The 14,388-nt window shown below is 65.0% G+C and carries 10 protein-coding genes; 5 read left to right on the top strand and 5 right to left on the bottom strand.

Annotated elements, in window-relative coordinates; all coding sequences use genetic code 11:
- Window positions 1–48 precede the first annotated feature (48 nt).
- Genes G7047_RS19825 through G7047_RS19845 form a run of 5 tightly spaced genes read right to left on the bottom strand, consistent with a single transcriptional unit; the run spans window position 49 to window position 8,431 of the window.
- A complete protein-coding gene (locus tag G7047_RS19825; RefSeq protein ID WP_166309332.1) occupies window positions 49–2,370 on the bottom strand; it encodes a lipopolysaccharide assembly protein LapB in 2,322 nt (773 codons plus the stop codon).
- 53 nt (window positions 2,371–2,423) lie between these two features.
- Window positions 2,424–4,301, bottom strand: coding sequence for an ATP-binding protein (locus G7047_RS19830; protein ID WP_166309335.1), 1,878 nt, complete (start codon window positions 4,299–4,301; stop codon window positions 2,424–2,426).
- A gap of 14 nt (window positions 4,302–4,315) precedes the next feature.
- Complete coding sequence (locus tag G7047_RS19835; protein ID WP_166309338.1) at window positions 4,316–5,398, bottom strand: AAA family ATPase; 1,083 nt, start codon at window positions 5,396–5,398, stop codon at window positions 4,316–4,318.
- Between the two features lie 37 nt (window positions 5,399–5,435).
- Window positions 5,436–7,028 carry a DUF5691 domain-containing protein gene (locus G7047_RS19840; protein ID WP_166309341.1) on the bottom strand — a complete coding sequence of 531 codons (1,593 nt, stop codon included), beginning with the start codon at window positions 7,026–7,028 and terminating at the stop codon, window positions 5,436–5,438.
- Window positions 7,029–7,039: 11 nt separating this feature from the next.
- Window positions 7,040–8,431 (bottom strand): SWIM zinc finger family protein, encoded by a 1,392-nt coding sequence (locus tag G7047_RS19845; RefSeq protein ID WP_240939197.1) that lies wholly within the window; start codon window positions 8,429–8,431, stop codon window positions 7,040–7,042.
- A 186-nt stretch (window positions 8,432–8,617) separates the two neighbouring features.
- On the opposite strand from G7047_RS19845, the gene G7047_RS19850 reads away from it, so the two are divergent.
- The 5 genes from G7047_RS19850 (at window position 8,618) to mgtA (ending at window position 14,386) form a co-directional block, all read left to right on the top strand.
- Complete coding sequence (locus G7047_RS19850) at window positions 8,618–10,381, top strand: lysoplasmalogenase family protein (protein WP_166309344.1); 1,764 nt, start codon at window positions 8,618–8,620, stop codon at window positions 10,379–10,381.
- 354 nt (window positions 10,382–10,735) lie between these two features.
- Window positions 10,736–10,933, top strand: a complete 198-nt coding sequence (locus tag G7047_RS19855) for a hypothetical protein (protein ID WP_166309347.1) — start codon at window positions 10,736–10,738, stop codon at window positions 10,931–10,933.
- Between the two features lie 91 nt (window positions 10,934–11,024).
- A complete protein-coding gene (locus G7047_RS19860; protein WP_166309350.1) occupies window positions 11,025–11,165 on the top strand; it encodes a hypothetical protein in 141 nt (46 codons plus the stop codon).
- 56 nt (window positions 11,166–11,221) lie between these two features.
- Window positions 11,222–11,626 carry a hypothetical protein gene (locus tag G7047_RS19865; protein ID WP_166309353.1) on the top strand — a complete coding sequence of 135 codons (405 nt, stop codon included), beginning with the start codon at window positions 11,222–11,224 and terminating at the stop codon, window positions 11,624–11,626.
- An 18-nt stretch (window positions 11,627–11,644) separates the two neighbouring features.
- Complete coding sequence (gene mgtA / locus G7047_RS19870; protein ID WP_166309356.1) at window positions 11,645–14,386, top strand: magnesium-translocating P-type ATPase; 2,742 nt, start codon at window positions 11,645–11,647, stop codon at window positions 14,384–14,386.
- Window positions 14,387–14,388: the final 2 nt, after the last annotated feature.

Raw genomic sequence — 14,388 nt, forward strand, 5'->3', positions numbered from 1 at the left:
TTTCCCGTTCTTCTTCAATACATCAAATGGCGGATTGAACGCGACGACTCAGAGTCCGTAACGCTCTTCCATCGCCTCATGCCGCTCGGTCGGTTCGCCCGCGTCGCGTGCGAGTTCGGTCCAGCACAGCACCATGCCCTTGGTGATCGCCGCGAGTTTCGCGGAGATCACGCGCGGCGGCACATCGGCCGGTGCCGTCACCGCGAGATAGATGCCTGGCAGGCCGGCATCTTCATCATCCTCGTCATCTTCATCCGACTCGTCTTGCGTTTCGGAATCCACCACGCGGTAGCCATCGCTGCTGTACTGCCAAGTGCTCCATCCCTCGGCTTCGAGCGCATCGCGGATCACGCGGATCTGCTCCTCGCCCGGATGCACGCCATCCACCATGTAGCTCGGGCCGTGGCCGCCCTTTTCCAGCACATGCAGCGGTTCGCCATAAATGCGGACGTAGTGCTCCTGCTCGTCCTCGTTTTCCGGCGGTTGCTCGGCGAGGCTGGGCACAAACACCACCCAGTCATTCATGCCCTGATCCATGCCGCGCTGTGCGGGCTGCACGATGCGCGCCGTGGCGGGGCCTGTGCGGCGCGCCATCACGTCGCGCGTGCGGCCACTCTCGTCATGGCGCAGATAGATCAGGCCCCAGTCCTCTTCGAGCGGAGCATCCTCGGAATCGACGGCGTCGAGTTCCATCTCCAGCGCCATGGCCTGCTTGCGTACCTCGGCCCATTGCTGCGCGGCGGTCGCGGCGATCAGCAGGTCCCAGCGCTGACGTGCTTCGGGCTGCTCTTCGCTGTCCAGCACAACGCGGCGCTGCTCGACGGCCGTGTCGAAATCCTTGAGTTCCATCGCCGCATCGGCCCACATCCCCCGCGTGGCAACGGCGGCGGGATCGTGTGCGAGCACCTGCTCAATGAGTGGCCCAATCTGCGCAAAACGCGATTCGCGAAACGCCACGCGTGCGCGGTACCAGGCTGCCTGCGCGGGTAGCGTGGCCTCGATGCGCACGGCCTGTTCCTCTACCGCCGCATGATCCTCGGCCTTGAAGCACACCCCGAACCAGCGGTTCTGCAAGGCAATCGAATCCGGCGCGGCATCCACCATGGCGCGCAGACGGGCGCGCGCCAGATCGTGGCAGCCGAAGTTGGAGAGCGCTGTGGCCAGCGTCATCGCCACGTCTTCGTCCTGCGGCATCGCGCGGTGCGCCTGCTCCAGCCACTGGATCACGGCCTCGTTGTCGAGCCCGCTTGCCGCATCAGAGCCCAGCCATTCGAGCAGCTCTTCGGGCGGGCATGGCGCGGCAATGTCGCTCGCCTGCGCCACTGCATCACTCGCCTTGTCGAGCTTGGCGGCGGCGCCAAGATCCAGACGCAGCATCGGCAGATGTTCGCGCACACGGGCCACCGCGTTTTCCGCGAGCCAAGGCACGCGGCGCGCGAGCGACAGATCGACCTGCGCGAGCGCCATGTCAACCAGCACGCGGTGATTGCCCACGGTGTGCAGGTGCTCGATGGTGCTCCAGATCGAGTGACCGAGTGAGGGCGTGTTGAAGTCCGGCTGCACGCGCGCAATCGCGAGCGCGGCGCGGCACCACATCAGATAGTCCTCCAGCTCGATGTCGTCGAAGCCGGGCAGCAGCTCGATGGCGGCAGCCGCATCGCCCGCCATCGCCGTTGCGCGGGTGCGCAGGAACAAACGCGTTGCCTGCTCGCGGCGGTCGTCGTCATCCGAGTCCTCCTCGGATTCTTCGAGCAGCTTGAGCGCGGTCTGCGGCTCGCCGAGCGCCAACCACTGATCGACCTCGGTGCTCACGAACAGCGTGGTCACTTCCTCGCCCGCACGGCGCTGCTCGTCACGCTGCTGCTTCAGATAGAGCACGGCCTCGCGCGGCTGGCCCTGATCGTGCAGCGCGTTCGCGCGCTCAATGCTGATGCAGCCGAAGCATGACCAGCTCGGGTCGATGCGCGCCAGCGTCTCATCGCAGGCCGCGAGACGTTCCTCGGACCAGCCGGGGCCGTCAACATTCGCATAGGTCGCTACCAGATCCTGCGTGATGCACACGCTCTGCGGGCAGGCGTGGGTGCGTTCCTGGTGCGCGCTTTCATACGATGCGACCACCTCGCCGAGCTGCGTCTCGCCATGGTGGCGCGCGATGCGCGAGGCGTTGAGCCAGTGCTTGAAATAGATGTCGAGCCACGGAATTTCAAAGCTGCGCGCGGCCGCCAGTGCCTCGGGCACCAGCGCCTCGACGAGCGCATGGTTGCCGCGATACTGCTGATACGGCACGTCGTGGATCAGATAGGCAAGGCGCTGCTGGCCCTGCTCCTCCAGCTGTTCGGCGAGATCGTTGACCCAGGCAAAACTGTCCATGTGGCTTGCTCCTGAAGGTGGCTTCTGGTTGGTTTGTCGCTGGTTTGCGAGGTTCAGTTCTGCGCGGTCGGCGCGCACAGCGCCGCCACCGCACCGTTGAAATCATTGAGCAGATCGACGAGCGGCGGCTGGCCTTCAAGTTCTTCGCCGCCGGGTGCCATGATGACCTTGAAGCTGCGCAGCAACGCCACCGCATGCGCGGGCAAGACACGGCCCTCGCGATGGCTTTGCAGCAGTGCCTGAATGGCGGGGTTGTCGAGGTTGATGTAGAGCCGTGCGGCCACGCTCGCGTCGATGCGCTTGGTGAACGCGCGCGCCAGACTCAGCGCCGCGCCCGCCATGCGCTTGCTCGCGTCATCGGCCTCCAGCCGCGCCTTGAGCTGGGCCTCGCGGTCAGGCACGGCGATCAGCGGCAGTTCGGGCGAGACGAAGCGTGCGGGCACCACCAGCTCGCCCCAAGCCAGCTGCGTGCGCAGCCAGGCGATCTCGCTCTTGGGCAGATCCGCCGCGCGGAACATGCGCGCATTGCCGGTGGCCGTGCCGATCTCCACCAGCAGCACGCCACGGTCGCGCACGTATTCGCGCAGAAAACCCGCCACCGCGTAGCGATCACCACGTGCGACCGGCACCTGCAGCGCGCGGAACAGCACGTCTTCGAAACCGCCGCTCTGCCCCAGGCTCAGGTGAATGCGCCCATCGCGGATCAGGCTGCGCACCGGCAGATCGCCCTGACTCGTGGAGATGCGCACGGCGTCCTGCAGCATCGCGAACAGCTCGTCCTCGCAGAGTGCCGCGCCGAGCAACGCCTCGTTGTGGCGCGTGAGCAGTCGGCTCCACGCGGGCGCCTGTTCCTGCGCAAGGCTCGCAAGCCCCTTGATCAACGCGCTCTTGAGATGCGCGCGCACCGCCGTGTAGGCGTCGTCGCGCTGCAAATCCTCGCGGCTTGCGGTGGGCGTGAGCGCGTTCGATTCGATCACGCCGCCGATGAAGCCCGCCCACACGGGAATCAGGTCGCGCGCCTCGTCGTCGAGCAGCATGCCGCGCACGTAGACGCTCAGATGGCGGTTGTCGCTGGTGCCGTAGGTCGCACCGTCCTGCACCCACAGCAGGCCGCGCGCATCGCTGTCGCCCTCGGGCTCGATGGCGATCACGCAGATCGGCTCGAAGTGGCGCTCCATGCGCGTCGCAAACGCCATGCGCTGGCGCTGCAGCACGGCGGGGTGAACGACCACGCCGTCGTGCGTGGCGCGCCACGGCGGCGGCTCGGCGTTCACGCATTCATCGTCAAACCACAACGGCTCGCGCAGCAGCGCGCAGTAGCGCCCCAGCACCTTCTTAAGCACGCCGGCCGAGCACAGATGGTTGAAGTCGTTGCGCATCGCCAGATGGATCTCGGTGCCAACCGGCCGCGCGTCAATCGGTTGCACGGCATAGCGCCGCCCGTCCGTCGAGAGATACCGCCAGCCTTCGCCGGTCGACTGGTACGAGGTGGTGTTCACCAGCACCTGCTCGGCCACGACGAAGGCCGAGAGAAAGCCAAGGCCGAACAGCCCGATCAGCTCCTCGCTGCCTTCCTTGCCTGTCGCGCGCAACTGGCGCGTGTAGCCGTTGCCCAGCGTCGCGAGAAAGCGGTGCAGTTCCTGCTCGGTCAGGCCCGATCCGTTGTCGCGGATGATGAGGGTCTGCGCGGCATCGTCGGCGATCACATCGATGCGGCCCGGCTCGGTGAAGCCCGGGTCCTCGAGCCTGCGGCGCGAGATCGAATCGTGCGCGTTCTGGATCAGCTCGCGGATCGCGACGACCGGCGTCGAGTACAGGTGCTTGGCGAGCACGTCGAACAGGCCGTCCAGATGCACCTGCGTAGTCTGCAAGGCCGGGGCCGATGGTGGTGTCGCGTCGTCGCCGGGATCGCGGCTGCTGTGGTCGTTCATGCGGCTCTCACGTGTCAGATTTGCTCTCGGCAGGCGCGATAGAGGTCTTTCCAGTCCGTGCGCTCTTTCACCACGGTTTCAAGGTATTCCTTCCACACCACCGTGTCCTGCACCGGGTCCTTGATGACCGCGCCGAGCAGACTCGATGCCACGTCCGCCGCGCGCAGCACGCCGTCGCCGAAGTGCCCGGCCAGCGCCATGCCGCTGTTGATCACCGAGATCGCCTCGGCCGTGGACAGCGTGGACGTGGGCGACTTGATGCGCACGCTCTTGCCGTCTTCGGTCTGGCCACTGCGCAGTTCGCGGAAGATCTGCACCACGCGCTTGATTTCCTCGAGCGCCGGTGGCTCGGCCGGCAGCGCCAGCGCACGGCCCATTTCGCCGACGCGCTTCATCACGATCTGCACCTCATCGGCCTCGCTCGACGGCACCGGCAGCACCACCGTGTTGAAGCGACGCTTGAGCGCGCTGGACAGCTCGTTCACGCCCTTGTCGCGGTTGTTGGCCGTGGCGATCACCGAGAAGCCCTGCACCGCCTGCACTTCGCTTTCAAGTTCGGGCACGGGCAGCGTCTTTTCGGAGAGCACGGTGATCAGCGTGTCCTGCACATCGGCGGGAATGCGGGTGAGTTCTTCGATACGCGCGATCTTGCCGCGCTTCATCGCGTTGACCATCGGGCTCGGAATCAGCGCCTTTTCCGAAGGGCCGTGCGCAAGCAACTGGGCGTAGTTCCAGCCATAACGCAGTTGCTCTTCGCTCGTGCCCGCCGTGCCCTGCACGAGCAGCGTGGAATCACCGCTCACGGCGGCGGCCAGATGCTCCGACACCCACGATTTCGCGGTACCCGGCACGCCGTAGAGCAGAAGCGCGCGGTCGGTCGCGAGCGTGGTCACCGCGATCTCCATGAGGCGCGCATTGCCGATGTACTTGGGCGAAATCTCCACCCCGTTCTTGAGCGTGCAGCCCATCAGGTACTGCAGCACCGCCCAGGGCGAGAGCTTCCAGTTGGGTGGACGCGCACGGTCATCGACCTGCGACAGCGCGTCCAGCTCGTGCGCGAATTGTTGCTCTGCATGTTGGCGAAGAACCTGGCTCATGGTGTGAAGCTCTCTGTTGGCAAGAAGGAGGAAAAAATCAGGATGACGCGGCCACGCTGGCACGCGCCAGCGTCTGGCGGATGTCCGCGATGCGGCGCACGTGCTGCCATTGCTCGTCGATGTTGTTCTGGTTGGCGTCCGCGCTGCTGACCTTGTCGATCACGGCCAGCAGCTCGGGCAGAGCCGCCGGGTCGAGCCACAGCGCCGCGCTCGCGAGCGCCTGCGACATGTCGTGGCGCACGCTCCAATTCGCACTCGCACTGTCCGCCGCCAGCGCCTGCTGCGACAGCGCAGCGACGATTTGCGCCGACAATTGCGGCGAGAGCTGCTCGCCGGGCTCCATCAGCTCGCCAATGCGGATCAGCACGATCACCAGCCTCGGCGCGGCTTTGACGCGGGTGCTCCAGTAGGCCTCGCGCTCGGACAACGGCATGGCGGTCAGCAGGGAATTGAGGCTCTGAAGCGCGAGGCGATTTTCCTGCATCGATGTCAAAAGCCCCAGCCACTCGCGGCTCGGCGCGCGCGCGGCAGCCTCTAGCAGGCCATCCCACAGCGAGCGCTTCCATTCGGTCTTGCCCGCCCACACGAACAGCGCCTCGGGCGTCATACCGAGATGCGCGAGCCACCACGCGGGCGGCGTCATGCGCACGAGCTGGTAGAGCCACCAGGCGCGCTCTCCGCCCTTGAAAAATCCATTCACCTTGATGGCGATGCCATCGCGCGGCCAGTCGGCGTTTTCCTTTTCGGGCGGCTCGATGGTCCAGTTGCCACCATCTCCGTCGCGCTTGAGCAGCAGCGTGATCCACGCGATCACGCGCTGCGAATGTGCGCTTTCGGGCAACGTCGACAATAACTCTGCCGCGAGCTGTTTGACGTCGCCGCTGCGGTCGGTGAGCAGGCGCTCGAGCAACGGCTCGTCGTCCATGGAAAGCTTGGCGCTCAGCACCTCAAGCATCGCCAGACGCTCCTTGGCGTTGAGCTCTTTGATCGCGGCCTCGAAGCGCTCGCGTGCGGCGCGCGGATCGCTTTCGCGCTCGCTGCGCAGCACGGCCACACGCTGCTCGAAGCTGCCTTCGCTCCACAGCTGTTCGGCATCGGCCTGCTGATCGGTGCCCGCTGCATATTTCCATGCGGGATTGAGCTGCGCCAGCCACAGGCCGCACGCGCCCAGCACGCCGAGCAGATCGGCACGCAGCGCCGAGTTGCGAGCCCCTGCGTCAAGCGCCGTCGGCAGCGTCTGCTGCGGCAGCCGCATGCCAGCGCGCGCGAGCACATGCCAGCTCTGGCGGATCAGGCTTTCGGGCCCGTCTCGCAGCGCGGCGTTGAGCGCGCGGATCACGGCCTCGTCGCTCGGCATGGTCTGTACATCGTCAGGCGCGGCGGACAGCGCCAGCGGCGGGTCGATGGCCGCAGGCACATGGCCCGCGCGCTGCCACAGAGCCGCAGCGCCCGCCGCTCGCAACACCTTGATCGAGCCCGCATGTGCGTCGTCCGCCAGCGGCAGCGTGGCATTCGCATCGCGCATCAACGCCTGCACCGCACTCGGCCATTGCGCATCATCGAGCGCGTCCATGCGCTGGGTGCCAACCAGCGCCTGCTGCATCAGCCCCTGCCACACTGGAGAATTCATGAGACTGCCACTCATTGCATCTCTCCCGACAGCGCCCAGATGGGCTGCACCTTATCGGTATCCGCCACATCCCACGCGCTGAGCAAACGCCAGCGCTCGTCGCTCCACTCGCCCATCGCCAGCACCGGATGACCACCGCTGGCCGCAAGCAGGCTCCACGCCTGCTCGTCGGGCAAAGCGAGCTGCAACACGCGCTGCGCATTGTCGTCGCCCTCCGTGATCACCGCCTGCCAGCCCGCGCCCTCGGCGCGATGCAGACGCACGCCCTGCAGCATCAACGGCTGCAGCGGTTGGAACGGATTGCCCGCCAGCCGCTCGGCAAGGTCTCGCCAACTCCGCTGCGCCTGGCTGTGCGCGAGCAGCGACGGCGAGGCGTCACTCTGCGGATCGAGCAGGCTGCTCGCATCCGCAGCGATGGCACGCATCGGCGCACCACCCGGATAGAAATGCAGATTCGCCGCGTAACTGCGCCCCACCAGCCATGCACGCTCGTAGCCACGGCCACCGTGCGCGTAGTCCTGCAGCAAGGCGATGCGCCGCGTCTGCTCGCCAAACAGCCACATGCGCCGCTCGACGAGTCGGCCCTGGCCCTCGATCTGGTAGCCGCCCAGCACCCGCCAGGTATCGGCCACGGCGGGCGAGGTGGCCAACATTTCGGCCTTGTCCTGATTGAAGCCGAGCGCGCCCATCACATCGCCCCGCATCGCGGGCGGCAGTTGCTCGCGGCGCGCGGCGGCGTCGAGCAGCAATTGCCATTGACCCAGATGCGCGAGCAGCACGGCCGGCCAATCGTCGCGCGCGCTCGCCACTTCGTGCAGCTGCGTGACGCGTGCGGCCATGCCGGGCGCCTGCGCATCCACAAGTCGCGCGGCCATGTTCTGCCATGCCTGATGGGTGCTTGAATCATCGAGCTGCTGCGAGGCCAGGCCTTGGCGCAGCATGTCCTGCATCCACAGCGAGAGTTCGGCGAGGCCGCCTTCCACGCGGCTCCAGCGCTTGGACTCACGCTTGGCCGCAGCTTCGGGATCGGGCGGTGCAGCGGCCACGGCGGCGGCCTTGGCTTCCTTCTTGTCAGCGCGGTCGCGGCGCGAGTCGATCCATTCGCTGACCCATGGCGGGCGCGCGTCTGCTACGGCCACCTGCCCCGCCGTGCGCAACAGGAGCAGCGCGAGACCATGCTTGCAGGGAAACTTGCGGCTCGGGCAACTGCATTTAAACGACGGGCCGCTCAGATCGACCTGCGTCTGATAGGGCTTGCTGCCGCTGCCTTGGCATTCACCCCAGACTGCAGCATCATCGCTGCCGAGGGTCGGCCATTTACCGGGAGATTTCAGGCCCTGAGCAGCCTTGGTTGAGGAAGCGTCCGGGGAGAGCCCCAACACTTCTGCTTCGCTGGTTAGCACGTGCAGCCTTCTCCATCCCGCCAGTAATTGCGAGCAAATATTAGTCTTGCCGGATTTATACCAAAGTCCCGATGTCACTCTTGAGAAGCCTGCAGGCACTTTGTGAACATGTGCATCCATGGGGACCGACTGCATTCAGGGAAGACGCCAGTAGCGCGCCAAGTGAGGCCGCAGACAATCACCGCCATGCTCTCTCCCAGCCAAGTCATCGTCATCGCCACGCCGGTATTCTTTCTGTTGATCGCCATCGAATGGCTGGTCAGCATGCGCCGCAGGCAGTATCCTTACCGACTGGCCGATGCGTACAGCTCGATGAGCCTGGGACTCCTGAGCCAGACCAGCGCGGTCTTCACCAAGCTGCTCACCGTGGGTATCTATACCGCCGTGTTCGAGCATGTGGCGCTGATGCGCAACGACGCCTTCTGGCTCAGCCTGCCCGGCTGGTTGATCGCGCTTGTGCTCTACGATTTTCTCTACTACTGGAACCACCGCATGGGCCACGAGGTGGGCGTGCTCTGGGCCGCGCATGTGGTGCATCACCAAAGCCAGCAGTACAACCTGTCCACCGCCCTGCGCCAGCCGAGCAGCTACGCACTGCTGTCGTGGCTGTTCTATCTGCCGATGGCCTTGCTCGGCGTGCCGCCGCTGGTGTTCGTCGTCGTGGGCCTCATCGATCTGCTCTACCAATTCTGGGTACATACCGAACAGGTGCGCCGCCTTGGCTGGTTCGACCGCTGGTTCTGTGCACCCAGCAACCATCGCGTGCACCATGCCGTCAATGACCAGTACATCGACAAAAACTACGGCGGCATCCTCATCATCTGGGACCGGCTCTTCGGCACCTTCAAGCAAGAAGACGACCGCGAGCCCTGCGTCTACGGCACGCGCGGCCTGCTCCGCAGTTGGGACCCACTCTGGGCCAATGCCTCGGTCTACAGCCAGCTCGCGCAGGACAGCTGGCACGCACGCAGCTTCGGTGACAAGCTGCGCGTCTGGCTCAAGCCGCCGGGCTGGCGCCCTGCTGATGTGGCTGCGCGCTTTCCCAAACCCGCCTTCGTGCTCGATGAGCACCGCGCGCTGTTCGAGCCGCCGCTCAGCGGCGCGGCCAAAGGCTTTTCCACACTGCAGTTCTTTGCGCTGATCGCCGGGGCCGCGTTGTTCCTCTGGAACGCCGATCAGGCTCCGCTCGCGCACAACCTCATCTGGTTCGCCACCATTGGCATCGCGCAGTGGGTACTCGGTGCCGTGCTGCAGGGCCGCATCAGCGTGTGGCTTGCGCTGATGCTCGATGCGGGCGTGCTCGCCGCAGCCACCGGCGCGCTCGGTCTCACCGAATGGCACATGGTCTTCAAGCCCACCGCCATGCTGCTGGCCTGTGGGCAAGTTCTCAGTGCTCAGCGCATCGCACCCGTGGACAAGGCGGGCAACACCCGCCCGTACTCGCTGCGCTGGCTGCTGGTGGCACTGCAATGGTCGTTCATTGGCGACGTGTGCCTGATGTTCAGTGCGCCCGCCATGTTCATGCCCGGCCTCGTGAGCTTTCTGCTCGCGCACCTGTGCTACATCGTAGTGATGAAACCTGGCATGCCCTGGTTCGCCGACCGCCGCGCGCTCGCCATCACGCTGCTGCTCGGCGCCGGCATGTATGCCGTCCTCTGGATGGGCGGACTGCCCGCCGAGCTGCGCATTCCCGTTGCCATCTATGTCAGCGTGATCGCCCTGATGGCAGCGCAGGCATGGGGCCGCTGGCGGGTCATGCAGTCGTTCAACGCGTTGCTCGTGGCACTCGGCGCAAGCCTGTTCATGCTGAGCGACGCCATCCTCGCTCTGGACCGGTTCGTGCAGCCCGTGCCCTATGCGATCTTCTGGGTGCTGATGGCCTATTTCGGCGCGCAGGCGCTGATCGTCTGGGGCCTGACCGGAAAGCCGGCCTCAGTCCGTCAACCGTAGAAACCCGGAAAAAGATTGACCGATATATCACTGGCAGACGATAATGGAGGAATTGCAATTTCAGGAGTCCCCACGTGGACAGTGCCAGTTCAACCAGTGATTTATCGCTCGCCGCAATGGCAGCGTTGCTGGCCGACTGACTGGACTCCCTGCTTGAACGGGAGCCGGTCATCGGCACCAGAACCGTTCATGCATTGCGGCGCGACGTGCGCACGCCTCGGGCTCGACATGCTTGTCGGCCTCTCCTGCGCTCACCTCATAGATCATTGAAACACTTCGGAATCGATCGACGCCGGAGCGTTTGACGCGTACCGTTTCTGCGTGGCCACTCTTGCTTCACCGAAGGAGAACGCCATGAAGACCTTTTTCTTTCGCTCCGCTCGCATGACGCCTCGGAGCCGCAACTGCGCCGCTGAGGTGAGCAGCGCTGCTGCATCGACCGCATCGCCCAAGCCGCTGCAGGAGCAACTGCGCGAGCTCGACACGCTTACCGGTTGGCCCACGCACCGCATCCGCAGCTTCCTTGTGACGCAGTCGCGCGGCGCACGCTGACGCGGCGACGCTTCACGGCAAGCCCTCCCATCCCCCCATTCCACAAGGAGCAGATATGGACCCCGACCCGTCCCGATCTTGCAGCGCCGGCATGACCCATTCACGGGTGATGCTGGCCGGCACGGCTTGCTGCTCCACCGTGGTGTTTGTCCCGGCAGTGCAGCGCCGCGCCTTTGTCGATCCCCTTGTTGATCACAGAATCCGCACCGAATTCAAGGCGGCGCCTGCGTAGTTGAATGACGCGCGGCGCGGCTCCTTTCATTCAGTGCGGATCGAAAGGAGCCTCCCATGCAACGCCAGAACACCTTGCGCGTGGATGATCACGCGACCACGACCACCACCGCACGCACCGAACGCATCGTCACCATGCGCGCCCGCGCCTTGTTTGCAGCGCTCAGCAACCAGCGCCCCGATCTGCTGCAGCAACTGCTTGCGCATCTGGGCAACAGAACATTTGCCGAAACCCTTGGTACGCTGTCCGCACAGGAGCAGGTCGCTGCGCTGCGGATGCTCAGCTCTGAACGCCGCGCAGCCGTCTTTCGCGAGCTCTCGCAGCCCCAACGCGAAATCTGGCACCAAGCCAGCCAGCGCGAGATGCGCGCCAGCCGCTCGCTGCTGGTTCGCTGCAGGCAACTGCTGCGTGCGCCGCTAACCGCTATCGCCGCCATGGCAAGCAAGACCAAGAACGCCTGAACGGTACGGGAGCAAGACATGCAGATCCTCAACAATCTGTTTCGCGCCTTCGTGCGCCGTCGCCGCTTGGGCGGCCTTTTTCGTCGCCGCGCCATCCCCACGGGCCACAGCGCAAATCAGGCCCGCTCGGTGCCACCCGAGCTCACGCGCAATCTGTTGCTGGCCTCGCGTAACGATGCGCGGGCCACGCTCGCGCGGCTGAACTCCAGCGAGGACGGCCTCTACGACGAGGGTGCCGAGGCGCTGCTCGCCCAACTCGGCCCCAACGAGGTCGAGCACGAACAGCCGTTGTCACCGCTGCAGCATCTGTGGCAGTGCTACAAGAACCCATTCAACCTGCTGCTCACGCTGCTGGCGGTGGTGTCCTACGTCACCGAAGACGTGAAGGCCACCATCGTCATCGGCAGCATGGTGGTGCTTTCCACGCTGTTGCGGTTCGTGCAAGAAGGCCGCTCCAACCGCGCCGCCGCGCGTCTGCAGGCGCTGGTGAGCAACAAGGCGACCGTGCTGCGACGCGTGGATGGCGTTCATGAGGAGCGGCAAAGCAGCGGCTTCGGCGCACATGCCCAGCAGCGCGAAGTACCGCTGCGCGAACTGATGCCCGGAGACATCATCATGCTGTCGGCGGGTGACATGATTCCCGCCGATTGCCGCGTGCTCAGCGCCAAGGACCTGTTCGTGAGCCAGGCCGCGATGACCGGCGAATCGCTGCCCGTCGAAAAGCAGCCAGAAGCGGCCACGTCCGTCGATGCAGGCTCGGTACTGGATGCGACCAACCTGCTGTTCATGGGCACCAACGTGGTGTCCGGCTCGGCGCTGGCCGCCGTGCTGGCTACTGGCAATCGCACCTACTTCGGCACCATCGCCACGCGCGTGACAAGCACCGACCGCGCACCCACAGCGTTTGAAAATGGCGTGAACAGCGTGAGCTGGTTGCTGATCCGCTTTGCCGCGATCATGGTGCCCATTGTGTTGCTGCTCAACGGCTTCACCAAAGGCGACTGGACCGAGGCATTTCTGTTCGCCCTCTCTGTAGCGGTTGGCCTCACGCCCGAGATGCTGCCGATGATCGTGACCTCCACGCTCGCCAAGGGCGCGGTGTCGCTCTCGCGCCAAAAAGTGGTGGTCAAGCGACTCGATGCGATCCAGAACTTCGGCGCAATGGATGTGCTGTGCACCGACAAGACCGGCACGCTCACGCAGGACAGAATTGCGCTGGAACGCCACACCGACGTGATGGGCCACGACAGCGACGAGGTGCTGCAGTTCGCCTACCTGAACAGCTACTACCAGACCGGCCTGAAGAACCTGCTCGACCGCGCTGTGCTCGAACATGTGGAGCTGCACACCGCCATGCGAGTGACCGAGGACTATCGCAAGGTCGACGAGATTCCGTTTGATTTTCAGCGCCGCCGCATGTCCGTCGTGGTAGCCGAGCGCGATCATCACCACGAACTCATCTGCAAGGGCGCGCTTGAGGAAATTTTGCAATGCTGCACGCAGATGCGTGACGGCGATGCGCTGCTGCCGCTCACGCCCGAGCGCATCACGCAGGTGCTCGAAGTCACGCAACAACTCAACGCCGAAGGCCTGCGCGTGGTGGCCGTGGCGATGAAGGAGGTGCCACCTGGCAAGACACAGTACGGCATTCCCGATGAATGCGATCTCACGCTGATAGGCTATGTGGCGTTTCTCGATCCGCCGAAGGAGACGGCCGCTAGCGCCATCAAGGCGCTGCACGAGCATGGCGTGGTGGTGAAGGTGCTCACCGGCGACAGTGAACTCGTCGCGCGCAAGGTCTGCCGCGACGTGGGTCTGTCGGTGGATCAGGTGCTGCTCGGCAACGATGTCGAGGCCATGGACGAGCCCACACTGCGCGACGCCGTGGAACGCTACACGCTGTTCGCCAAGCTCGCGCCTCTGCACAAGGAGCGCATCGTGCGCGCGCTGCGTGCCAACGGCCACATCACCGGCTTCATGGGCGACGGCATCAACGACGCCCCGGCGCTGCGCGCCGCCGATATCGGCATCAGCGTGGACAGCGCGGTCGACATCGCCAAGGAAGCCGCCGACATCATCCTGCTAGAGAAGAGCCTGATGGTGCTGGAGCAAGGCGTGGTCGAAGGCCGCCGCACGTTCAGCAACATGCTGAAGTACATCCGCATGACCGCCAGCTCCAACTTCGGCAACGTGTTCTCGGTGCTGATCGCCTCGGCGTTCATCCCATTTTTGCCGATGCTGCCCATGCAGCTCTTGATGCAAAACCTGCTCTACGACATCTCGCAGATCGCCATCCCGTTCGACAACGTGGACGACGAACTCGTGAAGAAACCGCTGCGCTGGAACCCTCAGGATATCGGCCGCTTCATGGTGTTCTTCGGCCCGATCAGTTCGCTGTTCGACGTGATCACCTTCGTGCTGATGTGGTTCGTCTTTCACGCCAACACACCCGATAAGCAAGCGCTGTTCCAGTCCGGCTGGTTCGTCGTCGGTCTGCTCACTCAGACGCTGATCGTCCACATGATCCGCACGCCGAAGATCCCGTTCATCCAGAGCCGCGCCTCCTGGCCACTCTTGCTGATGACGGGCGTCGTGATGGCGGCTGGCATCTTTCTGCCCATGGGACCGCTGGCCAGCTACTTCAAGATGCAGGCACTGCCCGCCAGCTACTTCCCTTGGCTCGTTGTCATATTGCTCTGTTACGCTGTCGTGACGACACTGCTCAAGCGCGTGTACATCCGGCGCTACGGCTGGCAATAACG

The sequence above is a fragment of the Diaphorobacter sp. HDW4A genome (assembly GCF_011305995.1).
Taxonomy (GTDB): domain Bacteria; phylum Pseudomonadota; class Gammaproteobacteria; order Burkholderiales; family Burkholderiaceae_C; genus Diaphorobacter_A.

What these genes read in the sequence shown, in the direction of transcription:
- G7047_RS19825 (WP_166309332.1), bottom strand. Translation starts at nt 2,370, where the DNA reads ATGGACAGTTTTGCCTGGGTCAACGATCTCGCCGAACAGCTGGAGGAG.
- G7047_RS19835 (WP_166309338.1), bottom strand. Translation starts at nt 5,398, where the DNA reads ATGAGCCAGGTTCTTCGCCAACATGCAGAGCAACAATTCGCGCACGAG.
- G7047_RS19860 (WP_166309350.1), top strand. Translation starts at nt 11,025, where the DNA reads ATGACCCATTCACGGGTGATGCTGGCCGGCACGGCTTGCTGCTCCACC.
- G7047_RS19830 (WP_166309335.1), bottom strand. Translation starts at nt 4,301, where the DNA reads ATGAACGACCACAGCAGCCGCGATCCCGGCGACGACGCGACACCACCA.
- G7047_RS19855 (WP_166309347.1), top strand. Translation starts at nt 10,736, where the DNA reads ATGAAGACCTTTTTCTTTCGCTCCGCTCGCATGACGCCTCGGAGCCGC.
- mgtA (WP_166309356.1), top strand. Translation starts at nt 11,645, where the DNA reads ATGCAGATCCTCAACAATCTGTTTCGCGCCTTCGTGCGCCGTCGCCGC.
- G7047_RS19865 (WP_166309353.1), top strand. Translation starts at nt 11,222, where the DNA reads ATGCAACGCCAGAACACCTTGCGCGTGGATGATCACGCGACCACGACC.
- G7047_RS19850 (WP_166309344.1), top strand. Translation starts at nt 8,618, where the DNA reads ATGCTCTCTCCCAGCCAAGTCATCGTCATCGCCACGCCGGTATTCTTT.
- G7047_RS19840 (WP_166309341.1), bottom strand. Translation starts at nt 7,028, where the DNA reads ATGAATTCTCCAGTGTGGCAGGGGCTGATGCAGCAGGCGCTGGTTGGC.